This is a genomic window from Cupriavidus phytorum, from assembly GCF_003254285.1.
Taxonomy (GTDB): Bacteria; Pseudomonadota; Gammaproteobacteria; order Burkholderiales; family Burkholderiaceae; genus Cupriavidus; species Cupriavidus phytorum.
Window position 1 is genome coordinate 38049 of record NZ_QKZN01000005.1, and the last position, 25803, is coordinate 63851.

A 25803-nucleotide genomic window follows, 5' to 3' on the forward strand; every position below is an offset into this window, starting at 1 on the left:
GACCCGGGGATGGCGGGCTTTTTCATGGGCGCAGTCAGAACAGGCGCCGCTCGTCGGGATCGTAGAGCGGGTCGGGCGTGATCTGGGTCCGGCGCAGCACGCCGGCATCGTCGAAATAGAAGTGGAACAGCGACGGCCATACGTCTTCGTGGCGGAAGCGGTAGGACCAGACCTCGTTGCGCATGCGCGGGTAGTAGCTGACCGGCAGCCGCGTCATGCCGAAGTGCTCGGCCACGTCGCGCCTGGTCCAGGTGTTGACCTGCGCCTTGTACAGCTCCGGCGTCGACAGCATGTTGCGGAACGCGGTCAGGTTGCCGTTGCGGTCGAAGTCGGCGCCATAGGCATACTGGCCCATCGGCTGCTTCGAGTAGATCCAGCGCGTGGTGCCCTCGCGCAGCGGGAACACATCGGTGGGCGGCCCGAACATGGCCTGCACCGCGGCCTGGGGCTGGCCCACCAGCCGCGTCCCTTCCTGCTCCGGCATCAGCGTGGCGCAGGCGGACAGCATGGCGACGCCCAGCGCCAGCACGAGACGGCACGCGCCCTTGGCGATGACGGAATTCATGGCTGGACCTCAATCGATGTATGGGGTGTGGATACCGCCAGTGTAGTCCGGCGGCGGCCAGTGTGTGCGTTCGGCGCTGCTTTTGTGCGGATCTGCCGATAACGCGGCCGGTTCTCCATGGAACTGGCGGTGCCGATGCGGTTCGCACCGGTATTTGCCCGCAGCGGGGCGCTGCCGTACCATCCAGCGCTTTCCAGGAGAGACGAATGACGGTTGCGGCGCGGTGGCGGGGATGGCTGGGCGGGTTGTTGCTGGCGGCAGCGGCGGGCGCCTCGGCGCAGGAGCCGATCCGGCTGGGCATGATCGACGGCCTGTCCGGCCCGTTCGCCAATGCCGGCGAAGCGGTGGCGCGCAACCTGCGCCTGGCGATCGAGCGCATCAACGCGCGCGGCGGCGTCAAGACCGCAGAGGGTGTGCGGCCGCTCGAGCTGGTCACCTTCGACAGCAAGGGCAATGTCGATGAAAGCCTGATCCAGCTGCGCGCGCTGACCGACAAGCGCATCCCCTTTGTCTTGCAGGGCAACAGCTCGGCGGTGGCGGGGGCGCTGGTGGCGGCCATCAACCGCCATAACGCGCGCCAGCCCGACGCGCGCGTGCTGTTCCTGAACTACTCGGCGGTCGATCCCAGCCTGACCAACGAGAACTGCAGCTTCTGGCATTTCCGCTTCGATGCCAGCGCCGACATGCGCATGCAGGCGCTGACCGAGGTCATCCGCCAGGACCAGGCGGTGCGCCGCGTGTACCTGATCGACCAGGACTACAGCTTCGGCCACCAGGTGGCGCGCTCGGCGCGCGAGATGCTGGCGGCGCGCCGGCCCGATATCCAGATCGTCGGCGACGAGTTCCACCCGATCGGCAAGATCAAGGACTTCGCGCCGTATATCGCCAAGATCAAGGCCAGCGGGGCCGATGCGGTCATCACCGGCAACTGGGGTAACGACCTGACGCTGATGGTCAAGGCCGCGCGCGAGGGCGGGCTGCGGGCCAAGTTCTATACCTTCTACGGCAATGGCCTGGGCGCGCCGGCGGCGATGGGCGATGCCGGGGTCGGGCGCGTGCTGGCCGTGGCCGAGTGGCATCCCAATGTGGGTGGGGCAGCGTCCGATGCGTTCTACCAGGAATTCCGCGCGCGTTATCCAGAGCCCAAGGACGACTACGTCCACCTGCGCATGCAGATGATGGTCGAGATGCTGGCGCGCGCGATCACGCAGGCCGGCTCCACCGACGCGGTCAAGGTGGCGCGCGCGCTCGAGCACATGCGCTACGTCAACGATTTCCACGAAGCCACGGTGCGGGCCGACGACCACCAGGTGCTGCAGCCGCTGTACGTGTCGGTGATGGAGCGCCAGGGCGGCGCCGTGCGCTTCGACAACGAGGGCTCGGGCTATGGCTTCCGCACCGTGCGCAAGCTCAAGGCGGCGCAAACCACGCTGCCGACCACCTGCAGGATGGAACGTCCGTGAGCGGCGGGGCGCCGGGTACTCCTGCACCGGCTTTTGGGCTATAATCCGCGGCTGTCGTTACCTGGCCCCGGTCCGGTGGCGGCAACAGCCAGTCAATTACATGGCACGACGCATGCGGCGCATCCCGCGCTGTAGCGTTCGCAAGTGAAAGGAAATCATCATGGCAGTCGCCGATATCAACAAGTCCGAAGTCATCAAGCAGTTCGCCCGTGGCGCCAACGACACTGGCAGCCCCGAAGTGCAAGTGGCCCTGCTGACCACCCGCATCAACGAACTGACCCCGCACTTCAAGGCCAACATGAAGGACCACCACAGCCGCCGCGGCCTGCTGCGCATGGTGAGCCGCCGTCGCCGCCTGCTGGACTACCTCAAGTCCAACGATGCCGACCGTTACCGCGCCCTGATCGAAAAGCTGGGCCTGCGCAAGTAAGGTTGCGTCCGATGGCAGCGCGATTCCAGGGTTTGCACGGTTTCGCGTGAGGCCTCGATGCCTGCTTCAGCACTGCTGGGCAGGCATTTTGCATTTCTGGCGGGGCGATTCCGTGCCGCCAGGGAGCAGGCTGTAATGGAGTGATTTTCGCTTCACGCCGTCCGGCCATGTCGATGGTGCGGGCGCCGTTGCGGCAAGCCGCGCAACGGAGTAAGTTGTTCTTTTTATCCAACACCCGGATCGGGCAAGGAAACAGGGCTTTGTGTCATTCCAGCACGGCATCGGCTGCGCCGGTGCCGCGCTGGAATGGCATAGCACTTCCCTGCGACCGCGACCGGCAACCCGGCAGTTTGCCTGCGGCTGAGAACGCAGGCGTCGCCGGCCGCGCGCGTGTCATTGCGTAGATCGCGCGGTCAGCACGCAAGTCAAGGAATGCATATGTCCATGTTCAACAAGGTCGTCAAGGAATTCCAGTGGGGCCAGCACAAGGTCCGCATGGAAACCGGCGAAATCGCCCGCCAGGCCGGCGGTGCCGTGCTGGTCGATGTGGAAGACACCGTGGTGCTGGCGACCGTGGTCGCCGCCAAGAACCCGAAGCCGGGCCAGGACTTCTTCCCGCTGACCGTCGACTACATCGAGAAGACCTACGCCGCCGGCAAGATCCCCGGCGGCTTCTTCAAGCGCGAAGGCCGTCCGTCGGAAAACGAGACCCTGACTTCGCGCCTGATCGATCGTCCGCTGCGCCCGCTGTTCCCGGAAGGCTTCTACAACGAAGTGCAAGTGGTGGTGCACGTGGTGTCGCTGAACCCGGATGTGCCCGCCGACATCCCCGCGCTGATCGGCGCGTCGGCCGCGCTGGCCGTGTCGGGCATCCCGTTCAGCGGCCCGGTGGGCGCCGCGCGCGTGGGCTACAAGGACGGCCAGTACCTGCTGAACCCGACCCGCTCGCAGCTCGCCACCTCGGACCTGGACCTGATCGTGGCCGGTACCGAGCGCGCCGTGCTGATGGTGGAATCGGAAGCCAACCAGCTGTCCGAAGACGTGATGCTGGGCGCCGTGGTCTATGGTCACGAGCAGATGCAGACCGCCATCAACGCCATCCATGAACTGGTGCGCGAAGGCGGCAAGCCGGAGTGGGACTGGGCCCCGGCGGCCAAGAACGAGCCGCTGATCGCCAAGGTCACCGAAGTCGCGCTGCCGCTGCTGCAGGAAGCCTATCAGCTGCGCCAGAAGTCGGCGCGCAGCCAGAAGCTGAAGGAAGTGTCGGCCAACGTGGCCGCCGCGCTGGCCGAGGCCGGCGTCGAAGCCGACAAGGTGGAAGTCGGCAACATCATGTTCGACCTGGAAGCGAAGATCGTGCGCGGCCAGATCCTGAACGGCGAGCCGCGCATCGACGGCCGCGACACCCGCACCGTGCGTCCGATCGAGATCCGTTCGTCGGTGCTGCCGCGCGCGCACGGCTCGGCGCTGTTCACCCGCGGCGAGACCCAGGCACTGGTGGTGGCCACGCTGGGCACCAAGAGCGACGAGCAGATCATCGACGCGCTGGCCGGCGAATACCGCGACCGCTTCATGCTCCACTACAACATGCCCCCGTTCGCCACCGGTGAGACCGGCCGCGTGGGCAGCCCGAAGCGCCGCGAAATCGGCCATGGCCGCCTGGCCAAGCGCGCACTGATCCCGGTGCTGCCGAAGGACGATGAGTTCGCCTACACCATCCGCCTGGTTTCGGAAATCACCGAATCCAACGGCTCGTCGTCGATGGCTTCGGTGTGCGGCGGCTGCCTGGCGCTGATGGATGCCGGCGTTCCGGTCAAGGCGCACGTCGCCGGCGTGGCCATGGGCCTGATCCTGGAAGGCAACAAGTTCGCGGTGCTGACCGACATCCTGGGCGATGAAGATCACCTGGGCGACATGGACTTCAAGGTGGCGGGTACCGACAACGGCATCACCGCGCTGCAGATGGACATCAAGGTCCAGGGCATCACCAAGGAGATCATGCAGGTCGCGCTGGCGCAGGCCAAGGAAGGCCGCCTGCACATCCTGTCGAACATGCAGGAAGCGATGGGCCACGCCCGCACCGAGCTGTCGGCGCACGCCCCGCGCATGATCACCATGAAGATCCATCCGGACAAGATCCGCGAAGTGATCGGTAAGGGCGGCTCGACCATCCAGGCGCTGACCAAGGAAACCGGCACCACCATCGACATCCAGGAAGACGGCACCATCACCATCGCCTCGACCTCGACCGAAGGGATGGCCGAAGCCAAGCGCCGCATCGAGGGCATCACCGCGGAAGCAGAAGTTGGCAAGATCTACGCCGGTACCGTGCTGAAGCTGCTGGACTTCGGCGCCATCGTCAACATCCTGCCCGGCAAGGACGGCCTGCTGCACATCTCGGAAATCGTCAACGAGCGTGTCAAGGACATCAAGGACTGGCTGAAGGAAGGCCAGCAGGTCCGCGTCAAGCTGATCCAGGCCGACGAGAAGGGTCGCCTGCGCCTGTCGCTGAAGGCCGCGCTGGCGGAAGAGGGCGGCAGCATCAGCCCGATCAACGCCGGCGAGAGCGCCGCGCCGGCAGCGCCGGCCGGTGGTTCGGAACAGCAGTAATACCGCGGGCAGTCTTGCCCGCCGGCGCCTCCGGGACGGAGGCGCCACCAGAAAACGGCTGGACCATGTCCAGCCGTTTTTTTGTTTACACTGCCGGCAACCCTATCGAGCGCAAGCTCACACCGACCCGACAGAAGACAAGGAGCAGCAAGCATGCAAGCCATCGAGATCCGCGAATACGGTGCCCCGGACGTCCTCCAGCTGACCGAGCGTCCCGACCCGGTGCCGGGCGCGGGCGAAGTCCTGATCCGCGTGGCTGCCGCCGGCGTCAACCGTCCCGACGTGTTCCAGCGTACCGGCAACTACCCGGTGCCGCCGGGCGCGTCCGACCTGCCCGGGCTGGAAGTGGCCGGCGTGGTGGTGGGCGGCGACCTCGGCCATGCCGACAACCGCTTCGGCCTGAAGGTGGGTGACCGCGTCTGCGCGCTGGTGCAGGGCGGCGGCTATGCGCAGCTGTGCACCGCGCCGCTGGCGCAGGTCCTGCCCGCGCCGCAAGGCCTGAGCGATATCGAGGCCGCGGCGCTGCCGGAGACGTTCTTCACGGTGTGGAGCAATGTGTTCGATCGCGGCTACCTGGGCCAGGGTCCGCGTGGCAAGGACGAAACCCTGCTGATCCAGGGCGGCTCCAGCGGCATCGGCACCACCGCGATCCAGATCGCCAAGGCGCTGGGCTTCAAGGTGTTCGTTACCGCCGGCACCGACGAAAAGTGCAAGGCCTGCGAAGACCTGGGCGCCGATCGCGCCATCAACTACAAGACCCAGGACTTCGTTGCCGAAGTCGCTGCGCTGACCGGCGGCAAGGGCGTCGACGTGATCCTCGACATGGTCGCCGGCCCGTACCTCGCGCGCGAGCTCAAATGCATCGCCGATGATGGCCGCATCGTCATCATCGCGCTGCTGGGCGGTGCCAAGGCCGAGATCCCACTGGGCGACATCCTGCGCCGGCGCATCACCGTGACCGGCTCGACGCTGCGTCCGCGCCCGGCATCGTTCAAGGGCAAGATCGCCGCGGCGCTGCACGAGCAGGTGTGGCCGCTGTTGGCGGCCGGCAAGATCAAGCCGGTGATCCACCAGGTGTTCCCGGCCGCGCAGGCGGCCGACGCGCACCGGCTGATGGAGTCGAGCGAGCATATCGGCAAGATCGTGCTGACCTGGTAAATCGGCGGGCATACCGGCGGGCATAGCGCCTTGCCCCTGCCACACGCTACAATAGCGGGTTTGATTTGGGAGGGGCACCTCGTGAGACAAAAGCTCGTCATCGGCAATTGGAAGATGCACGGCAGCCTGGCTGCCAACGCGGCACTGCTGGAAGCCATCCAGGCTGGCGCTGGTGTGACCGGCGCGACGCTGGCGGTCTGCGCGCCGTTCCCCTATCTTGCACAATGCCAGGCGCTGCTGAACGGCTCCAAGGTGGCCTGGGGTGCACAAGACGTGTCGGCGGAGGCGCGCGGAGCCTTCACCGGCGAAGTGGCGGCATCGATGCTGGGCGAGTTCGGCTGCACCTACGTGCTGGTCGGCCACTCCGAGCGTCGCACCTACCATGGCGAGACCGACCAGGCCGTCGCGGCCAAGGCGCTGCGGGCGCTCGAGTTCGGCATCGTCCCGGTGGTGTGCGTGGGCGAGACCCTGGCCCAGCGCGAGGCGGGCGAGACCGAGGCCGTGGTCGGCCGGCAGCTGCAGGCGGTGCTGGAAGCGCTGACGGTGGAACAGCTGGGCCGCGTGGTGCTGGCCTATGAGCCGGTGTGGGCCATCGGTACCGGCAAGACTGCCACCAGCGCGCAGGCGCAGGCGGTGCATGCCTTCCTGCGCGCCCAGGTCGCCGCGCGCGATGCGGGCGTGGCCCAGCGCATGGCAATCTTGTACGGCGGCAGCGTCAAGCCGGACAATGCGGCCGAACTGTTTTCGATGACCGATATCGACGGGGGGCTGATCGGCGGCGCCTCGCTCAAGTCGGAAGATTTTCTCGCGATCGGCAACGCCTGAATGCCGGCCGTTCCGATCGACCGATCAGGCAAGTAAGCTTATTTAAATCAAATGGCAATCTTCAAGACTTTGTTGGTGGTGCTGCAGGTGTTGTCGGCGCTGGGCGTAATCGGCCTGGTGCTGATCCAGCATGGCAAGGGCGCCGATGTGGGCGCGGCCTTCGGCTCGGGCGCCTCCGGCAGCCTGTTCGGCGCCACCGGCTCGGCAAACTTCCTGTCGCGCACCACCGCCGTGCTGGCCACGCTGTTCTTCGTCTGCACGCTGGCGCTGACGTTGCTGGGCAACTACAAGCCCGCTGCGTCGCTGGGTGTGATGGGCGCCGCCCCGGCCTCGGCGCCCGCCACGGCAGGTGCATCGGCCCCGGCCGCAGCCCCGGCTGCTGCTGCAGACGCTTCTGCGCCCGCGGCTCCTGCTGTACCGAAATAATCCGATTGCCTTGCGGCGGATTCCTGAGTTTTTTTGCAGTTGTGCGTTGAACAAAGCAAGAAATTTGGGTTAGAATGCAAGGCTTGAAACGATTCCCCAGCGATGGGTTCCGCGCAAAGACGAAAGCCTTTGTAACGGACCTGAAGGGCCTGAAAAACCCGGCGCCAGGCAATATTGTTTCTCCCCCAGCCGACGTGGTGAAATTGGTAGACACGCTATCTTGAGGGGGTAGTGGCGAAAGCTGTGCGAGTTCGAGTCTCGCCGTCGGCACCAAACAACTTGATCGGAGTCCCTGGCCGGGCAATGCACCCGAGCGTGGGGCTCCGGCAGTCCGCAAGGCGGCGCGCCGTGATTCTCATGGCTTAGCGCCTGGGGTGGGCAACAGGACGCCGCTTCAGCTGGTGCTGTTGACAACATTCCAGATAAGGCTGGCCGTACCTTGAATCTCGAAGCCTACTTCCCCGTTCTCATCTTCATCATCTTCGGTGTCGTGCTTGGCGTGGCACTGATGTCGATCGGTCGGATCCTCGGTCCGAACAAGCCCGATCCCGCGAAGCTGTCTCCTTACGAGTGCGGCTTCGAAGCGTTCGAGGACGCGCGCATGAAGTTCGACGTGCGCTACTACCTCATCGCCATCCTGTTTATCCTGTTCGATCTCGAAACCGCCTTCCTGTTTCCCTGGGGTGTTGCCCTGAGGGATATCGGCTGGCCGGGTTTCATCGCCATGGGCGTGTTTCTGCTGGAATTCATCGTGGGCTTCGTCTACATCTGGAAAAAGGGCGCGCTCGATTGGGAGTGATGTGAAATGGCAATCGAAGGCGTTCTCAACGAAGGCTTTGTCACGACTACCGCTGACAAGCTGATCAATTGGACCCGCACCGGGTCGCTGTGGCCGATGACCTTCGGCCTGGCCTGCTGTGCCGTGGAAATGATGCATGCCGGCGCCGCGCGCTATGACCTGGACCGCTTCGGCGTGGTGTTCCGCCCGTCGCCGCGCCAGTCGGACGTGATGATCGTGGCCGGCACGCTGTGCAACAAGATGGCCCCCGCGCTGCGCAAGGTCTACGACCAGATGGCGGAGCCGCGCTGGGTGATCTCGATGGGCTCGTGCGCCAACGGCGGCGGCTACTACCACTATTCGTACTCGGTGGTGCGTGGTTGCGACCGCATCGTGCCGGTGGATATCTACGTGCCGGGCTGCCCGCCGACGGCCGAAGCGCTGATCTACGGCGTGATCCAGCTGCAGAACAAGATCAAGCGTACCAACACCATCGCGCGCAAGGGCTGAAATGGCGAAGCTCGACACCCTGAAGGCCGCGCTCGAGAAGGCTCTCGGCAAGCGCGTGCAGAATCTGATCGAGGCGACCGGCGAACTGACGCTGATCGTCAAGGCCGGCGACTACCTGGAAGCCGCCCGCATCCTGCGCGACGATCCCTCGCTGCGCTTCGAGCAGCTGATCGACCTGTGCGGCGTGGACTATTCCGAATACGGCGACGGCGCCTGGGACGGCCCGCGCTTTGCCGCCGTCTCGCACCTGCTGTCGGTGACCCACAACTGGCGCCTGCGCCTGCGCGTGTTCGCTCCGGAAGATGATTTCCCGGTGGTGGCCAGCCTGATCGACGTGTGGAACTCGGTGAACTGGTTCGAGCGCGAAGCCTTCGATTTCTACGGCATCGTGTTCGACGGCCATCCGGACCTGCGCCGCATCCTGACCGACTACGGTTTCGTCGGCCATCCGTTCCGCAAGGATTTCCCGGTCTCCGGCTACGTCGAGATGCGCTACGACCCCGAACAGAAGCGGGTCATCTACCAGCCGGTCACGATCGAGCCGCGCGAAATCACGCCGCGCGTGATCCGCGAGGACAAGTACGGCGGTTTGGAGCACTGAGAACGCGCCATGGCAGACATCAAGAATTACACCCTGAACTTCGGCCCGCAGCACCCGGCCGCGCACGGCGTGCTGCGCCTGGTGCTGGAGCTGGACGGCGAAGTCATCCAGCGCGCCGACCCGCATATCGGCCTGCTGCACCGTGCCACCGAGAAGCTGGCCGAACAGAAGTCCTGGATCCAGAGCGTGCCCTACATGGACCGCCTCGACTACGTGTCGATGATGTCCAATGAGCACGCCTACGTGATGGCGATCGAACGGCTGATCGGTCTCGAAGTACCGATCCGCGCGCAGTACATCCGCGTGATGTTCGACGAGATCACCCGCATCATGAACCACCTGATGTGGATCGGTGCGCATGCTCTCGACGTGGGCGCGATGGCGGTGTTCCTGTACGCGTTCCGCGAGCGCGAAGACCTGTTCGACATGTACGAGGCGGTGTCGGGTGCGCGCATGCACGCGGCCTACTATCGGCCGGGCGGCGTCTACCGCGACCTGCCTGACACGATGCCGCAATATCGTGCCTCGAAGATCCACAACGAGCGTGCCATCAAGGTCATGAACGAAGCGCGTTCGGGCTCGCTGCTGGACTTCATCGAGGACTTCACCAACCGCTTCCCGAAGTACGTCGACGAATACGAGACGCTGCTGACCGACAACCGGATCTGGAAGCAGCGCTTGGTGGACATCGGCGTGGTCAGCCCGGAACGCGCGCTGCAGATGGGCTTTACCGGCCCGATGCTGCGCGGCTCGGGCATCGAGTGGGACCTGCGCAAGAAGCAGCCGTACGAGGTGTACGACAAGCTGGACTTCGACATCCCGGTGGGCGTGGGCGGCGATTGCTACGCGCGTTACCTGGTGCGCGTGGAAGAGATGCGCCAGTCCAACCGCATCATCAGGCAGTGCATCGAATGGCTGCGCCGCAATCCGGGGCCGGTGATCACCGATAACCACAAGGTGGCGCCGCCCTCGCGCGTGGACATGAAGTCCAACATGGAAGAACTGATCCACCACTTCAAGCTGTTCACCGAAGGCATGCACGTGCCCGAAGGCGAAGCGTATGCAGCGGTGGAACACCCGAAGGGCGAGTTCGGCATCTACGCGATCTCGGACGGCGCGAACAAGCCGTACCGCCTGAAGATCCGTGCGCCTGGCTTCCCGCACCTGGCCGCGCTGGACGAAATGGCCAAGGGACACATGATTGCTGACGCGGTAACGATCATCGGCACGCAAGACATCGTCTTCGGCGAGATCGACCGCTAATCACGGACCGCCGGCCCGGACGACGATCCGGGCGCTTTCCGAGGGGCTCTGCTGTGCGGAGCGGCCCGGAAGACCCGCGGCGGACCGGCACGGCCTCAGGCCCGCCGGCGGAACGGCAGCGACGGCTGCAAACCTGCGGAGAGACGCCCAGTGGCGCTGCCTCCGCCGTTTTACTGCAATGACCATGCTATCAGCAGAAGCTCTCAAGGAAATCGATCGCGCGATCGCGAAGTATCCGGCCGACCAGAAGCAGTCGGCCGTGATGGCGGCGCTTGCCGTGGCACAGGGCGAGGTGGGCTGGGTTTCCCCCGAAGTCATGCAGTTCGTCGCCAGCTACCTCGAGATGCCGCCCGTGTGGGTGGAAGAGGTGGCGACCTTCTACAACATGTACGACACCAAGCCGGTGGGCAAATTCAAGCTCGCCGTCTGCACCAACCTGCCGTGCGCCTTGTCCGGCGGCGAGCGGGCTGGCGAGTACCTGAAGCGCAAGCTCGGGATCGATTACAACGAGACCACCGCTGATGGCTGCTTTACCCTGAAAGAGGGTGAGTGCATGGGCGCTTGCGGCGACGCGCCGGTGATGATCGTCAACAACACCCGCATGTGCAGCTTCATGAGCGACGACAAGCTCGACGCGCTTGTCGACGAGCTGAAGGCTGAAGCCGCCAAGGGGGGCAAGTAACATGACCAGTCTGCACGACCGCCATATCCAGCCGCTGATCCTGGCCGGCCTGGACGGCAAGAATTGGCACCTGGAAGACTACGTCAAGCGTGGCGGCTACCAGCAACTGAAGCGCATCCTGACCGAGAAGATCCCGCCCGAGCAGGTGATCGCCGACGTCAAGGCCTCGGGCCTGCGCGGCCGCGGCGGCGCGGGCTTCCCGACCGGCCTGAAGTGGAGCTTCATGCCGCGCACCTTCCCGGGTCAGAAATACCTGGTGTGCAATACCGATGAAGGCGAGCCCGGCACGTTCAAGGACCGCGACATCATCCGCTACAACCCGCATTCGCTGATCGAGGGCATGGCCATCGGCGCGTATGCGATGGGCATCACGGTGGGTTACAACTACATCCACGGCGAGATCTGGAACGAGTACAAGATCTTCGAGGAAGCCCTCGAAGAAGCGCGTGCTGCGGGCTTCCTGGGCGACAACATCCTGGGCTCGGGCTTCAGCTTCCAGCTGCACGCCCACCACGGCTATGGCGCCTACATCTGCGGCGAGGAAACCGCGCTGCTGGAATCGCTGGAAGGCAAGAAGGGCCAGCCGCGCTTCAAGCCGCCGTTCCCGGCCAGCTTCGGCCTGTACGGCAAGCCGACCACCATCAACAACACCGAGACCTTCGCCGCGGTGCCGTTCCTGCTGGCGGTCGGCCCCGAGAACTACCTGAAGCTGGGCAAGCCGAACAACGGCGGCACCAAGATCTTCTCGGTCTCGGGCGACGTCGAGCGTCCCGGCAACTACGAGATCCCGCTGGGCACGCCCTTCGCCAAGCTGCTGGAACTGGCCGGCGGCATGCGCGGCGGCAAGCGCATCAAGGCGGTGATCCCGGGCGGTTCGTCGGCGCCGGTGGTGCCGGGCGACCTGATGATGGCGTCCGACATGGACTACGACTCCATCGCCAAGGCCGGCTCGATGCTGGGCTCGGGCGCGGTGATCGTGATGGACGAGACGCGCTGCATGGTCCGCTCGCTGCTGCGCCTGTCGTACTTCTATTTTGAGGAATCGTGCGGGCAGTGCACGCCGTGCCGCGAAGGCACCGGCTGGCTGTACCGCATGGTCAATCGCATCGAACACGGAGAAGGGCGCCAGGAAGACCTGGACCTGCTCAACAACGTCGCGGAAAACATCATGGGCCGCACCATCTGCGCGCTCGGCGATGCCGCGGCGATGCCGGTACGCGGCATGCTCAAGCACTACTGGAAAGAGTTCGAATATCACGTCGAACACAAGCAGTGCATGGTTCCGGCCTACATCTAAGCGTGGCAGAACATGGTTGAACTAGAGATCGACGGCAAGAAGGTTGAGGTTGCTGAGGGCAGCCTGGTGATGGAAGCGGCCCGCAAGCTGGGCACCTACATCCCGCACTTCTGCTACCACCGCAAACTGTCCATCGCGGCCAACTGCCGCATGTGCCTGGTCGAGGTCGAGAAGGCCCCGAAGGCGCTGCCTGCCTGCGCCACGCCGGTGACCCCCGGCATGAAGGTCTTCACCAATTCGGAGAAGGCGGTCAAGGCGCAGAAGTCGGTGATGGAATTCCTGCTGATCAACCACCCGCTGGATTGCCCGATCTGCGATCAGGGCGGCGAGTGCCAGCTGCAGGACCTGGCCGTGGGCTACGGTGCCTCGGAGTCGCGCTACAAGGAAGAGAAGCGCGTGGTGTTCCACAAGAACGTGGGCCCGCTGATCTCCATGGAGGAGATGACCCGCTGCATCCACTGCACCCGCTGCGTGCGCTTCGGCCAGGAAGTGGCCGGCGTGATGGAGCTGGGCATGCTCAACCGCGGCGAGCACTCGGAGATCACCACCTTCGTCGGCAAGACCGTCGACTCGGAACTGTCGGGCAACATGATCGACCTGTGCCCGGTCGGCGCGCTGACCAGCAAGCCGTTCCGCTACTCGGCCCGTACCTGGGAACTGGCCCGCCGCAAGTCGGTGTCGCCGCACGACGGCCTGGGCGCGAACCTGGTGGTGCAGACCAAGAACCAGCGCGTGATGCGCGTGCTGCCGCTGGAAAACGAAGACATCAACGAGTGCTGGATCTCCGACAAGGACCGCTTCTCGTATGAAGGCCTGAACAGTGCCGACCGCCTGACCCGCCCGCTGCTGAAGCAGGGCGGCGAATGGATGGAAACCGACTGGCAGACCGCACTGGAATATGTGGCCAATGGCCTGGCCGGCATCAAGCGCGAGCATGGCGCCGACCAGATCGCCGCGCTGGCGAGCCCGCACAGCACGCTGGAAGAACTGTTCCTGCTGGGCAAGCTGGTGCGTGGCCTGGGCAGCGACAACGTCGACTTCCGCCTGCGCCAGTCCGACTTCTCGGCCGCGCTGAAGGGTGCGCCGTGGCTCGGCCTGCCCGTGGCTGACGTCACCACGCTGCAACGCGTGCTGGTGATCGGCTCGTCGCTGCGCAAGGATCATCCGCTGCTGGCCTCGCGCCTGCGCCAGGCGACCAAGAAGGGCGCCCGCGTGGCCGTGCTGGGTGCTGGCGGTGAAGACCTGCTGATGCCCGCGACCCGCATCGACGTGGCGCCGTCCGGCTGGACTGCCGCCCTGGCGGGTGTTGCCCGTGCCGTGGCCGCCGCCAAGGGCGTCGCCGCCCCGGCCGGCACCGATGGTTTCGACGGTGGCGACGCCGCCGCCAAGGTGGCGGAAGCGCTGCTGCAGGGCGAGCGCCGTGCCGTGTTCCTCGGCAACGAGGCCGTGCGTCATCCGCAGTTCTCGGCGCTGCATGCGCTGGCACAGTGGATCGCCACCGAGACCGGTGCGACGCTGGGCTTCCTGACCGAAGCGGCCAACACCGTCGGCGGCTACGTCGCCGGCGCGCTGCCGAAGCAAGGCGGTGCCAACGCGCAGGCAATGCTGGACACGCCGCGCAAGGCCTACATCCTGCTGAACACCGAGCCGGAATTCGACACCGCCGATCCGGGCAAGGCCCTGGCTGCACTGTCGCAGGCCAACACGGTGGTGGTGCTGTCGCCGTTCCGCTCGGAAGCGGCCATGCAGTACGCCGACGTGATCCTGCCGGTCGCGCCGTTCACCGAGACTTCGGGCACCTTCGTCAACTGCGAAGGCAAGGCACAGAGCTTCAACGGTGTGGTCCGCGCGCTGGGCGAGTCGCGTCCGGGCTGGAAGGTGCTGCGCGTGCTGGGCAACCTGCTGGACGTCGCCGGCTTCGACTACGAAACCGCCGAGTCGGTCCGTGCCGAAGTGTTGTCGGCCCCGGTCGAGGCACAGCTGGACAATGCCACCGACGCGCCGATCCGCGTTGCCGCCGCTGCCGCCAACGGCATCGAACGCATCGCCGACGTGCCTATCTATCACGCCGACCCGATCGTGCGCCGCGCCGACTCGCTGCAGCTGACCGCTGCCGCCCGCCGCGCCATGCAGATCGCGCTGCCGGCCGACCTGTTCGCGCGCCTGGGCATCCAGTCGGGCGACCCGGTCCGCGTCACGCAAGGGCAGGGCAGCGTGGTGCTGCCGGCTGTGCTCGAAGCCACGCTGCCGGCCAACACCGTGCGCGTGCCGGCGGCAACGCCGGCCGCCATGGGCCTGGGCGGCATGTTCGGCACGGTCACCGTAGAGAAGGCCATCGACCTGGCACCGGCCAAAGCCGGCGCCGCGGTCACGGCGTAAGAACAACAGCGAGAAGAAGACATGATTGACTGGATTACCTCGCAAGGGCAGGGCGTGCTGGGCGCGTACTGGACGCCGCTGTGGATCCTGATCCGCGCCGTGCTGATCGTGGTGCCGCTGCTGCTGTGCGTGGCTTACCTGATCCTGTGGGAGCGCAAGCTGATCGGCTGGATGCACGTCCGTCTCGGCCCGAACCGCGTCGGTCCGCTGGGCCTGCTGCAGCCGATTGCCGACGTGCTGAAGCTGCTGCTCAAGGAAGTCATGATGCCGACGCAGGTCAGCCGCGGCATGTACCTGATCGCGCCGCTGATGGTGCTGATGCCTGCCGTCGCGGTCTGGGCCGTGATTCCGTTCCAGGCCGAGGTGGTGATGGCGGACGTCAACGCCGGCCTGCTGTACGTGATGGCGATCAGCTCGGTCGGCGTCTACGGCGTGATCCTAGCCGGCTGGGCCTCGAACTCCAAGTACGCCTTCATCGGCGCCATGCGTGCCGCGGCACAGATGGTGTCGTATGAAATCGCCATGGGCTTCGCGCTGGTGACGGTGCTGATGGTTGCCGGCAGCCTGAACCTGTCGGCCATCGTCAACGGCCAGAACACGGGCTACTTCGCCGACATGGGCATCAACATCCTGTCGTGGAACTGGCTGCCGCTGCTGCCGATGTTCGGTGTCTACTTCATCTCGGGCGTGGCCGAAACCAACCGCCACCCGTTCGACGTGGTGGAAGGCGAATCGGAAATCGTGGCCGGCCACATGATCGAATATTCGGGCATGGGCTTCGCGCTGTTCTTCCTGGCCGAGTACATCAACATGATCATCATCTCGGCCATGACCGCGCTGATGTTCCTGGGCGGCTGGGCGCCTCCGTTCTCGAGCGCGATCACCAACGCGGTCCCCGGCTTCTTCTGGCTGCTGGTCAAGGTTTTCCTGCTGCTGTCGGTCTTTATCTGGATCCGTGCCTCGTTCCCGCGCTACCGCTATGACCAGATCATGCGCCTGGGCTGGAAGGTGTTCATTCCGCTGACCGTGGTGTGGCTGATCATCGTGGCGATCTGGATCAAGTCGCCGTGGAACATCTGGCACTGAACAGCCAAGCGAAGGTGCGGCGCTGCAATGCGGCAGCGCGCACCGCGTGGAAATACTAGGAAGCAATCGTCATGCTGCTCGCCATCAAGGACTTCTTCAACAGCCTGCTCCTGAAGGAACTCTTCAAGGGCATGGCGCTGACCGGCCGCTATCTCTTCGCGCGCAAGGTCACCGTCCAGTTCCCGGAAGAGAAAACGCCGATCTCGCCGCGCTTCCGTGGCCTGCACGCGCTGCGCCGCTATCCGAACGGCGAGGAGCGCTGCATTGCCTGCAAGCTGTGCGAGGCGGTGTGCCCGGCGCTGGCCATCACCATCGAGTCGGACGTGCGCAACGACGGCACGCGCCGTACCACCCGCTACGACATCGACCTGACCAAGTGCATCTTCTGCGGTTTCTGCGAAGAGGCCTGCCCGGTCGACGCCATCGTGGAAACGCAGATCCTGGAATACCACGGCGAGAAGCGCGGCGACCTGTACTTCACCAAGGACATGCTGCTGGCCGTGGGCGACCGCTACGAGCCGCAGATCGCGGCGGCCAAGGCTGCCGACGCCAAGTATCGCTGACCGGCGCACGCGCCAAACGGCAGGGCGGCCACCCGTAACAGACCTGGCTGCTTCTGCCACCGAATTTGAATACGGTCCCTCCAATGCGAGGGGCCACAGCAAGGATGCCGCAGGAGCGGGCCACCCGAAGGGGAAGGCTTGTGCCGGACGGCCCTGAGAGGATCCGATAGGAACCATGGAACTCACGACCACCATCTTCTATGTCTTTGCGCTGGTGCTGGTGCTCTCCGCACTGAAAGTCATCACTGCGAAGAACCCGGTGCATTCCGCACTGTTCCTCGTGCTGTCGTTCTTCACGGCCGCCGCGATCTGGATGCTGCTCAAGGCGGAATTCCTTGCCATCCTGCTGGTGCTGGTCTATGTCGGCGCGGTGATGGTGCTGTTCCTGTTCGTGGTGATGATGATCGATATCGACATCGAGCACCTGCGCCGCGACTTCTGGACCTACGTGCCGATGGCCTCGGTAGTGGGCGCGCTGATCATCGCCGAGATGGCGATCGTGCTGGTGCGCAACTTCATCGGCACCACCGCGCCGGTGGTGGCCAGCGGTTCGCAGCAACCGGGCTACTCGAACACCGCTGCGCTCGGCAAGCTGATCTACACCGACTACATCTACGCCTTCGAAGTGGCCGGCATCATCCTGCTGGTGGCGATCATCGCTGCTGTCGCGCTGACCCTGCGCCGCCGCAAGGACACCAAGGCCCAGGACGTGTCGGCGCAGCTGCGTACCCGTCGCGACGAGCGCGTGCGCCTGGTGCCGATGCAGGCCGAAGCCCAGAACCCGCAGACGGAAGCCGCGGCTGCCGCCAATAAGAACTAAAGCCCGGAGAAACGCTGTGCTCTCTCTCGCCCACTTCCTCGTGCTCGGTGCGATCCTGTTTGCGATCAGCATCGTCGGCATCTTCCTGAACCGCAAGAACGTGATCGTGCTGCTGATGGCGATCGAACTGATGCTGCTCGCGGTGAACATCAACTTCGTCGCCTTCTCGCATTACCTGGGCGACCTGGCTGGTCAGGTTTTCGTTTTCTTCATCCTTACGGTGGCCGCCGCCGAGTCGGCAATCGGTCTGGCAATCCTGGTGGTGCTGTTCCGCAACCTGGATACGATCAACGTGGACGACATGGACACCCTGAAGTACTGATCCGTGCCGCACTACGCAGATACCCAAGACTCTCCGACCGCACACCACTAAGCGTCCTATGGCAACCACGCTCAACCCCAACCTGCTGCTTGCGATTCCGCTGGCGCCGCTAGTCGGCTCCGCGATCGCCGGCCTGTTCGGTACCAAGTTCTTTGGCCTGTTTTCCTCGGAGTCGCGCGGCGGCCGGATCGTGGCCCACACCTCGACCATCCTGGGCGTGGCCATTGCCTGCGTGCTGTCGGTGATGGTGCTGCTCGACGTGATGAACGGCGCGGGCTACAACGGCACCGTCTACGAGTGGATGGCCATCGGCAGCCTGAAGATGGAGGTCGGCTTCCTGGTCGACTCGCTGACCGCGATGATGATGGTCGTGGTGACCTTCGTCTCGCTGATGGTGCATATCTACACCGTCGGCTACATGGACGGGGACCCCGGCTACAACCGCTTCTTCGCCTACATCTCGCTGTTCACCTTCTCGATGCTGATGCTGGTGATGAGCAACAACTTCCTGCAGCTGTTCTTCGGCTGGGAAGCGGTGGGCCTGGTGTCGTACCTGCTGATCGGCTTCTGGTACACCCGCCCGACGGCGATCTTCGCCAACATGAAGGCGTTCCTGGTCAACCGCGTCGGCGACTTCGGCTTCATCCTGGGCATCGGCCTGCTGCTGGCCTACGCCGGCAGCATGAACTACACCGAAGTGTTCGCCGCGCGCGACCAGCTCGCCACCGTGATCTTCCCTGGCACCGACTGGATGATGATCACCGTCGCGTGCATCTGCCTGTTCATCGGTGCGATGGGCAAGTCGGCTCAGTTCCCGCTGCATGTCTGGCTGCCCGACTCGATGGAAGGCCCGACCCCGATCTCCGCGCTGATCCACGCGGCCACCATGGTGACCGCCGGCATCTTTATGGTCGCGCGCATGTCGCCGCTGTTCGAGCTGTCGGACACCGCGCTGTCGTTCGTGCTGGTGATCGGTGCCATTACGGCGCTGTTCATGGGTTTCCTGGGCATCATCCAGAACGACATCAAGCGCGTGGTCGCGTACTCGACGCTGTCGCAGCTGGGCTACATGACCGTGGCGCTGGGCGCCTCGGCCTACTCGGTGGCGGTGTTCCACCTGATGACGCACGCGTTCTTCAAGGCGCTGCTGTTCCTGGGCGCGGGCTCGGTCATCATCGGCATGCACCACGACCAGGACATCCGCAACATGGGCGGCCTGCGCAAGTACATGCCGATCACCTGGATCACCTCGCTGGTGGGTTCGCTGGCGCTGATCGGCACGCCGTTCTTCGCGGGCTTCTACTCCAAGGACTCGATCATCGAGGCAGTGGCCGAGTCGCATATCGCCGGTTCGGGCTTTGCCTACTTCGCCGTGCTGGCGGGCGTGTTCGTCACCGCGTTCTACTCGTTCCGCATGTACTTCCTGGTGTTCCATGGCAAGTCGCGCTGGGGCCAGAACCACGCGCACCAGCACCATGAGGGCGACCACGAGGACGAGGAAGTCTCGCACGACCATCATCACGGCCTGGCCGCCGGCGAGACTCCGCACGAGTCGCCGTGGGTGGTGACGCTGCCGCTGGTGCTGCTGGCGATCCCGTCGGTGATCATCGGCGCGATCGCGATCGAGCCGATGCTGTTCGGCAACTTCTTCAAGAACGGGATCGCCTTCAAGGAAGTGATCTTCGTCGGCGAGAACCACCACGCCATGGCCGAGCTGAAGGAAGCCTTCCACGGCTGGGTGGCGATGGCGCAGCACTCGCTGACCACGCCCGTGCTGTGGCTGGCCATCGCCGGCGTGGTGCTGTCCTGGTTCTTCTACATGAAGCGCCCGGATATCCCCGAGGCCATTGCCAATCGCTTCTCGGGCCTGTACAAGCTGCTCGACAACAAGTACTACATGGACGCCATCAACCAGGCCGTGTTCGCCCGCGGCGCACGCCTGCTCGGTACCGGCCTGTGGAAGGGCGGCGACCAGAGCCTGATCGACGGCCTGTTCGTCAACGGCGCGGCGCGCGTGGTGGCATCGTTTGCTTCGGCCAGCCGCTACCTGCAGTCGGGCTACATCTACCACTACGCGTTCGCGATGATCGTCGGCATGCTGGTGCTGCTGACGCTGACGATCACGGGCGTGATCGGCACCAAGTGATAGGCACCAAGTAAGGAAAACATAGAAATGGTTCTGTCTTTCTCAATCTGGCTGCCTGTCTTTTTCGGCCTGCTGATCCTGGCCTTCGGCTCGGACCGCAGCCCCGGCTTCGTGCGCTGGATGTCGCTGTTCGGCTCGATCGCCAGCTTCGTGGTCACGCTGCCGCTGGTGTTCAACTTCGACCGCGCCACCGCGGCGATGCAGTTCGTCGAGAAGGCGAGCTGGATCGAGCGCTTCAACATCCACTACCTGCTGGGGGTTGACGGCCTGTCGATGTGGTTCGTGGTGCTGACCGCCTTCATCACGGTGATCGTGGTGATCTCGGCCTGGGAAGTGATCACCGAGCGCGTGGCCGAGTACATGGCCTCGTTCCTGATCCTGTCGGGCCTGATGGTGGGCGTGTTCTGCGCGCTCGACGGCATGCTGTTCTACGTGTTCTTCGAAGCCACGCTGATCCCGATGTACATCATCATCGGCGTCTGGGGCGGCCCGAACCGTGTCTACGCGGCCTTCAAGTTCTTCCTGTACACGCTGCTGGGCTCGCTGTTGACGCTGGTCGCGCTGCTGTACCTGTACAACAAGACCGGCACCTTCGACATCCTGCAATGGCACCAGGCCAAGCTGTCGATGAACGAGCAGATCGCGCTGTTCCTGGCCTTCTTCGTCGCCTTCGCGGTCAAGGTGCCGATGTGGCCGGTGCACACCTGGCTGCCCGACGCCCACGTCGAGGCGCCGACCGGCGGCTCGGTGGTGCTGGCCGCGATCATGCTGAAGCTGGGCGCCTACGGCTTCCTGCGCTTCTCGCTGCCGATCGCGCCCGACGCCAGCCACTACCTGGCCCCGTTCATCATCACCATCTCGCTGATCGCGGTGATCTACATCGGCCTGGTGGCACTGGTGCAGGCCGACATGAAGAAGCTGGTGGCGTACTCGTCGATCGCCCACATGGGCTTCGTCACGCTGGGCTTCTTCATCTTCAGCGACATCGGCGTCGAAGGCGGCATCGTGCAAATGATCTCGCACGGCTTTATCTCGGGCGCGATGTTCCTGTGCATCGGCGTGCTGTACGACCGCGTGCACTCGCGCCAGATCGCCGACTACGGCGGCGTGGTCAACACCATGCCCAAGTTCGCCGCGCTGTCGGTGTTCTTCGCCATGGCCAACTGCGGCCTGCCGGCGACCTCCGGTTTCGTCGGCGAATTCATGGTGATCCTGGGCGCGGTCAAGTTCAACTTCTGGATCGGCCTGCTGGCCGCCACCGCACTGATCCTGGGCGCCGCCTACTCGCTGTGGATGGTCAAGCGCGTGATCTTCGGCGACGTCGTGCACCAGCATGTGCGCGAGCTGGCCGACCTGAACCAGCGTGAGTTCGTCATGCTCGGCCTGCTGGCCCTGATGACGCTGTACATGGGCCTGCACCCGAAGCCCTTTACCGACGTGATGCACCCGTCCGTGGTCAACCTGCTGCAGCACGCGGCGCAGTCGAAGCTGTAATCGGGGAGAGATATCAACATGCAACCGTCCTCGACACTCGCCCCCGTGGCGCCGATCATCTTCCTGGCGATCGCCATCGCCGCGATCAACTGGATCGACCTGGCCCGCGGCAAGGGCAAGCAGAGCGTGGCCTACCCGCTGTCGCTGCTGACCACGCTGGTGCTGACCGCCTGGTTCGGCATGAATGCCGCCACCGGCGAGACCCATTACGCGTTCGCCAACCTGGTCGTGATCGACCCGATGGCCAACGTGCTGTCGGCGTTCTGCGCAGCCGGCCTGTTCGTCACGCTGGTCTATACGCGCCGCTACCTGGCCGAGCGCGACATGTTCGCCGGCGAGTTCTACATGCTGGCGCTGTTTACGCTGGGCGGCCAGATCGTGATGATCACCGGCAACAACTTCCTGACCCTGTACCTGGGCCTGGAACTGCTGTCGCTGTCGTCGTACGCGCTGGTGGCGCTGCGCCGCGAGTCGCGCGTGACCTCCGAATCGGCGATGAAGTACTTCGTGCTGGGGGCGCTGGCTTCGGGTTTCCTGCTGTACGGCATCTCGATGATGTACGGCGCCACCGGTTCGCTGAACCTGGGCGAGGTGTTCCGCGCGGTCGAATCCGGCCGCATCAACACCACCATGCTGGCCTTCGGCGTGGTCTTCATCGTCGCCGGCCTGTCGTTCAAGCTGGGCGCCGCGCCGTTCCACATGTGGATTCCGGACATCTACCAGGGCTCGCCGACGGCGGTGACGCTGCTGATCGCCGGCGGCCCGAAGGTGGCGGCGTTCGCGCTGTTCATCCGCGTGCTGGTGGAAGGGCTGCTGCCGCTGGCCGGCGACTGGCAGATGATGCTGGTGGTGCTGTCGATCATCTCGCTGGCGATCGGCAACCTGACCGCCATCGTGCAGAGCAACCTGAAGCGGATGCTGGCGTACTCGACCATCTCGCACATGGGCTTCGTGCTGCTGGGACTGCTGTCGGGCGTGGTCGCCAACAAGGCCGACGGCGCCGCCGATGCCTACAGCTCGGCGATGTTCTACTCGGTCACCTACCTGCTGACCACGCTGGGCACGTTCGGCATCATCCTGCTGCGCACCAGCAAGGGCTTCGAGGCCGAGACCCTGGAAGACCTGAAGGGCATGTCGCGCCGCAACCCGTGGTTTGCCTTCCTGATGCTGGTGATGATGTTCTCGCTGGCTGGCATTCCGCCGACCGTGGGCTTCTATGCCAAGCTGGCCGTGCTCGACGCGGTGGTCAAGGCCGGCATGACCTGGCTGGCGGTGGTGGCGGTGCTGTTCTCGCTGATCGGCGCGTTCTACTACCTGCGCATCGTCAAGCTGATGTACTTCGACGCGCCCGCCGGCGAAGAGGAACTGGAAGCCACCTTCGGCCTGCGTTCGATGCTGAGCGTCAACGGCGCCGCGGTGATCCTGCTGGGCCTGTTCCCGGCCGCGCTGATGAACCTGTGCTACCAGGCCATCCGCTCGACCCTGGGTTCCTGATCGGCCACGCCACATGAGCGCCTCCGCAAGCGGCTGGTTTGTCATCCTGCTGGCACTGGTCTGTGCGAACCTGCCGTTCGTCAACCAGCGCCTGTTCGTGGTGATCCCGCTGCGGCAGGCGTGCAAGCCGCTGTGGCTGCGCCTGCTCGAACTGGTGGTCTGGTTCGGCGTGGCGGGCGCAGCCGGCTTTGCGGTGGAAGCCAACCTGGGCGGCACGTTTGCGCAAGGCTGGCAGTTCTACGCCATCACCGCCTGCATGATGCTGGTGTTTGCCTTCCCCGGCTTCACCTGGCAATACCTCGTCAAACACCGCACGGCCTGAAGCCGGTCTTGTCGGCGCCGGGCCCTGCCTGATCCGGAGCGTCCATGACCGACAAGACCCAACGCGGTACCCAACTTCCCGCCGCATCCGCCGGCCTGACCGCGAAAGACCAGAACGACGACGCACTCAGGGAAGTGTGCGTGGCGTCGGCCACGGTCCATCGCGGCAAGTTCCTTACCCTCAAGCAGGACATCGTCAGGTTGCCCGACGGCAAGCAGACCGGGCGCGAGTACGTGGTCCATCCCGGCGCGGTGATGATGATTCCGCTGTTCGACGACGGCAGCGTGCTGATGGAACGGCAGTTCCGCTACCCGGTGGGCGAGGTGATGCTGGAATTTCCCGCAGGCAAGCTCGATCCCGAAGAGGGCGCGCAGCGCTGCGGCGAACGCGAACTGCTCGAGGAAACCGGCTATCGCGCCGCGCGCTGGGACTACCTGACGCGCATCCATCCAGTCATTTCCTATTCGACCGAGTTCATCGATATCCTGCTGGCGCGCGACCTGACGCATGGCGAGGCGCAGCTGGATGACGGGGAATTCCTGGAAACCTTCATCGCGCCGGCCGGCCAGGTAATAGACTGGGTGCGCAGCGGCCGCATCACCGACGTGAAGACCATCATCGGCGCGTTCTGGCTGGATAAAGTGCTCTCGGGTGCCTGGCAGCCCGGGGAGCAGCCCATGCCGGCGTATGGGGCGGCACAACGGTAAGCCGGGGGGGCGAGGGCCGCAGCATTCGTTCCGAACGGTCGTTCTAAAAAATTTAGCACGACCGTTCACAAAATTTGGTTTCGCGGATAATATAGCTTTTGACGGGCTGGAAAGATCATGAAGGTGCTCGACCTGCGCTGCGCGCATGACCATCGTTTCGAGGGCTGGTTTGCCTCGGAGGAAGAGGCGCAGTCGCAAATCTCGCGTGACCTGGTCCAATGCCCGGTCTGTGGCGACCATGCCGTGACCCGGCTGCCCAGCGCGCCGCGCCTGAACCTGTCGGGCGCGACCGCGCGCGAGGGCAAGGCCAGGCCGGCGGCGCCGGCAGCCGCACCGGTGACACTGCAAGCGCTCTATATGAAGGCAGTGAAGCAGGTGCTGGCACAGACCGAGGACGTTGGCGAACGCTTTGCCGAGGAGGCAAGGCGCATGCACTACGACGAGGCGCCGGAACGCGGCATCCGCGGTTCGGCCTCGCCGGAGGAGGTGCAGGCGCTGGCCGAGGAGGGCATCGAGACTTTTCCGCTCGTGGTGCCGGATGCGCTGAAGCAGACGGCTCACTGAATTGCGTCCTGTGCCCGTTGCTGTCGGCGCATGACGCGCAGGCAGAACAAACCGCCGGCGGCCCGCGCCATGCCGGCACCACTGGAGACGGGCATGGATCTCAACTACTCGGCGTCCGACGATGCCTTCCGCGAGGAAGTGCGTAGCTGGCTCGAAGCCAACTTGCCGGCGGACATCCGCAGCAAGATTCTCAACCACCGCCGTCCGAACCGCGACGACCTGGTGCGCTGGCACAAGCTGCTCGCCGGCAAGGGCTGGTCGGCGCCGCACTGGCCGGTGCAGTACGGCGGCACCGGCTGGAACGCCACCCAGCGCCATATCTGGGACGAAGAGAATGCCCGCGTCGGCGCGCCCGGCGTGCTGCCGTTCGGCGTGGCCATGGTCGCGCCGGTGATCATGAAGTACGGCAACGAGCAGCAGAAGTCGTACTACCTGCCGCGCATCCTCGACTGCACCGACTGGTGGTGCCAGGGCTATTCGGAGCCGGGCTCGGGTTCGGACCTGGCTTCGCTGAAGACCCGCGCGGAACTGACGTCCGACGGCAAGCACTACATCGTCAACGGCCAGAAGACCTGGACCACGCTCGGCCAGCACGCCGACATGATCTTCTGCCTGGTGCGCACCGACCCCGAAGCCAAGAAGCAGGAGGGCATCTCGTTCCTGCTGATCGACATGAAGACCCCGGGCATCACCGTGCGCCCGATCATCATGCTCGACGAAGAGCACGAGGTGAACGAAGTCTTCTTCGACAACGTCAAGGTGCCGGTCGAGAACCGCGTCGGCGAAGAGAACAAGGGCTGGACCTACGCCAAGTACCTGCTCGGCCATGAGCGTACCGGCATTGCCCGCGTCGGCAATTCCAAGCGCGAGCTCGGCTTCCTCAAGCGCGTGGCGCGCCAGCAGCAGAAGAACGGCAAGCCGCTGCTGGAAGATCCGGTGTTCGGCGCCAAGGTGGCCGCGCTGGAAATCGAGCTGATGGCGCTGGAAATCACCGTGCTGCGCGTGGTGTCGAGCGAAGCGGCGGGCAAGGGCCCCGGCCCCGAGGCCTCGATGCTGAAGATCAAGGGCACCGAGATCCAGCAACTGCTGACCGAGCTGATGGTCGAGGCCGTCGGCCCGTACGCGCAGCCGTTCGACACCGCCTACCTGGAGTGCGAGACCGAGCACGCCGTGACCGGCTACGACGACGCCGCGCCGCTGGCCGCGTACTACTTCAACTATCGCAAGACCTCCATCTACGGTGGGTCCAACGAAATTCAGAAGAACATCATCAGCCAGATGATTCTGGGGCTGTGAGG

At 64.9% G+C, this 25803-nt stretch carries 25 protein-coding genes and 1 tRNA gene; 25 read left to right on the forward strand and 1 reads right to left on the reverse strand.

What is annotated here, in order from left to right:
* Window positions 1-34: 34 nt before the first annotated feature.
* Window positions 35-565, reverse strand: coding sequence for a hypothetical protein (locus C7416_RS14340; protein ID WP_111519556.1), 531 nt, complete (start codon window positions 563-565; stop codon window positions 35-37).
* 206 nt (window positions 566-771) lie between these two features.
* Here C7416_RS14340 and C7416_RS14345 point away from each other — a divergent pair, with 206 nt between their 5' ends.
* The 25 genes from C7416_RS14345 (at window position 772) to C7416_RS14465 (ending at window position 25801) form a co-directional block, all read left to right on the forward strand.
* A complete protein-coding gene (locus tag C7416_RS14345) occupies window positions 772-2028 on the forward strand; it encodes a branched-chain amino acid ABC transporter substrate-binding protein (protein WP_111519557.1) in 1257 nt (418 codons plus the stop codon).
* Window positions 2029-2188: 160 nt separating this feature from the next.
* Window positions 2189-2458, forward strand: a complete 270-nt coding sequence (gene rpsO / locus C7416_RS14350) for a 30S ribosomal protein S15 (RefSeq protein ID WP_010809136.1) — start codon at window positions 2189-2191, stop codon at window positions 2456-2458.
* A gap of 438 nt (window positions 2459-2896) precedes the next feature.
* Window positions 2897-5068 (forward strand): polyribonucleotide nucleotidyltransferase, encoded by a 2172-nt coding sequence (gene pnp / locus C7416_RS14355; RefSeq protein WP_111519558.1) that lies wholly within the window; start codon window positions 2897-2899, stop codon window positions 5066-5068.
* Window positions 5069-5221: 153 nt separating this feature from the next.
* Window positions 5222-6226, forward strand: a complete 1005-nt coding sequence (locus C7416_RS14360; RefSeq protein ID WP_111519559.1) for an NAD(P)H-quinone oxidoreductase — start codon at window positions 5222-5224, stop codon at window positions 6224-6226.
* A gap of 81 nt (window positions 6227-6307) precedes the next feature.
* Window positions 6308-7051: a triose-phosphate isomerase gene (gene tpiA / locus C7416_RS14365; protein ID WP_111519560.1), complete on the forward strand. Its 744-nt coding sequence runs from the start codon at window positions 6308-6310 to the stop codon at window positions 7049-7051.
* 51 nt (window positions 7052-7102) lie between these two features.
* Entirely contained in the window at window positions 7103-7477 is a 375-nt protein-coding gene (gene secG / locus C7416_RS14370; RefSeq protein ID WP_111519561.1) for a preprotein translocase subunit SecG, read from the forward strand.
* 188 nt (window positions 7478-7665) lie between these two features.
* Window positions 7666-7750, forward strand: a tRNA-Leu gene (locus tag C7416_RS14375).
* Between the two features lie 166 nt (window positions 7751-7916).
* Entirely contained in the window at window positions 7917-8276 is a 360-nt protein-coding gene (locus tag C7416_RS14380) for an NADH-quinone oxidoreductase subunit A (RefSeq protein WP_010809131.1), read from the forward strand.
* A gap of 6 nt (window positions 8277-8282) precedes the next feature.
* Window positions 8283-8765: a NuoB/complex I 20 kDa subunit family protein gene (locus C7416_RS14385; protein ID WP_011297145.1), complete on the forward strand. Its 483-nt coding sequence runs from the start codon at window positions 8283-8285 to the stop codon at window positions 8763-8765.
* A 1-nt stretch (window position 8766) separates the two neighbouring features.
* Window positions 8767-9366: an NADH-quinone oxidoreductase subunit C gene (locus C7416_RS14390; RefSeq protein WP_111519562.1), complete on the forward strand. Its 600-nt coding sequence runs from the start codon at window positions 8767-8769 to the stop codon at window positions 9364-9366.
* A gap of 9 nt (window positions 9367-9375) precedes the next feature.
* On the forward strand, window positions 9376-10629 hold the full coding sequence (locus C7416_RS14395; protein ID WP_111519563.1) for an NADH-quinone oxidoreductase subunit D: 1254 nt from the start codon (window positions 9376-9378) through the stop codon (window positions 10627-10629).
* Between the two features lie 184 nt (window positions 10630-10813).
* Complete coding sequence (gene nuoE / locus C7416_RS14400) at window positions 10814-11311, forward strand: NADH-quinone oxidoreductase subunit NuoE (RefSeq protein WP_010809128.1); 498 nt, start codon at window positions 10814-10816, stop codon at window positions 11309-11311.
* Window position 11312: 1 nt separating this feature from the next.
* On the forward strand, window positions 11313-12608 hold the full coding sequence (gene nuoF, locus C7416_RS14405) for an NADH-quinone oxidoreductase subunit NuoF (RefSeq protein ID WP_092314050.1): 1296 nt from the start codon (window positions 11313-11315) through the stop codon (window positions 12606-12608).
* Between the two features lie 12 nt (window positions 12609-12620).
* Window positions 12621-14987 carry an NADH-quinone oxidoreductase subunit NuoG gene (gene nuoG, locus C7416_RS14410; RefSeq protein WP_111519564.1) on the forward strand — a complete coding sequence of 789 codons (2367 nt, stop codon included), beginning with the start codon at window positions 12621-12623 and terminating at the stop codon, window positions 14985-14987.
* Between the two features lie 21 nt (window positions 14988-15008).
* Window positions 15009-16073 carry an NADH-quinone oxidoreductase subunit NuoH gene (gene nuoH / locus C7416_RS14415; RefSeq protein WP_111519565.1) on the forward strand — a complete coding sequence of 355 codons (1065 nt, stop codon included), beginning with the start codon at window positions 15009-15011 and terminating at the stop codon, window positions 16071-16073.
* 71 nt (window positions 16074-16144) lie between these two features.
* A complete protein-coding gene (gene nuoI / locus C7416_RS14420; protein ID WP_022534067.1) occupies window positions 16145-16636 on the forward strand; it encodes an NADH-quinone oxidoreductase subunit NuoI in 492 nt (163 codons plus the stop codon).
* Between the two features lie 175 nt (window positions 16637-16811).
* Window positions 16812-17456 (forward strand): NADH-quinone oxidoreductase subunit J, encoded by a 645-nt coding sequence (locus C7416_RS14425; protein WP_111519566.1) that lies wholly within the window; start codon window positions 16812-16814, stop codon window positions 17454-17456.
* A 16-nt stretch (window positions 17457-17472) separates the two neighbouring features.
* On the forward strand, window positions 17473-17778 hold the full coding sequence (gene nuoK / locus C7416_RS14430; protein ID WP_029044763.1) for an NADH-quinone oxidoreductase subunit NuoK: 306 nt from the start codon (window positions 17473-17475) through the stop codon (window positions 17776-17778).
* Between the two features lie 58 nt (window positions 17779-17836).
* Window positions 17837-19924, forward strand: coding sequence for an NADH-quinone oxidoreductase subunit L (nuoL, locus tag C7416_RS14435; RefSeq protein ID WP_111519567.1), 2088 nt, complete (start codon window positions 17837-17839; stop codon window positions 19922-19924).
* A gap of 27 nt (window positions 19925-19951) precedes the next feature.
* Window positions 19952-21418, forward strand: a complete 1467-nt coding sequence (locus tag C7416_RS14440; RefSeq protein WP_111519568.1) for an NADH-quinone oxidoreductase subunit M — start codon at window positions 19952-19954, stop codon at window positions 21416-21418.
* 18 nt (window positions 21419-21436) lie between these two features.
* Window positions 21437-22912 (forward strand): NADH-quinone oxidoreductase subunit NuoN, encoded by a 1476-nt coding sequence (nuoN, locus tag C7416_RS14445; protein WP_111519569.1) that lies wholly within the window; start codon window positions 21437-21439, stop codon window positions 22910-22912.
* Window positions 22913-22925: 13 nt separating this feature from the next.
* On the forward strand, window positions 22926-23234 hold the full coding sequence (locus C7416_RS14450; RefSeq protein ID WP_111519570.1) for a DUF2818 family protein: 309 nt from the start codon (window positions 22926-22928) through the stop codon (window positions 23232-23234).
* Between the two features lie 44 nt (window positions 23235-23278).
* Window positions 23279-23941 (forward strand): NUDIX domain-containing protein, encoded by a 663-nt coding sequence (locus C7416_RS14455; RefSeq protein WP_181461243.1) that lies wholly within the window; start codon window positions 23279-23281, stop codon window positions 23939-23941.
* Between the two features lie 117 nt (window positions 23942-24058).
* Window positions 24059-24505 (forward strand): DUF1178 family protein, encoded by a 447-nt coding sequence (locus C7416_RS14460; RefSeq protein WP_111519571.1) that lies wholly within the window; start codon window positions 24059-24061, stop codon window positions 24503-24505.
* 93 nt (window positions 24506-24598) lie between these two features.
* On the forward strand, window positions 24599-25801 hold the full coding sequence (locus tag C7416_RS14465) for an acyl-CoA dehydrogenase family protein (protein ID WP_092314032.1): 1203 nt from the start codon (window positions 24599-24601) through the stop codon (window positions 25799-25801).
* The last annotated feature ends 2 nt before the right edge of the window (window positions 25802-25803 follow it).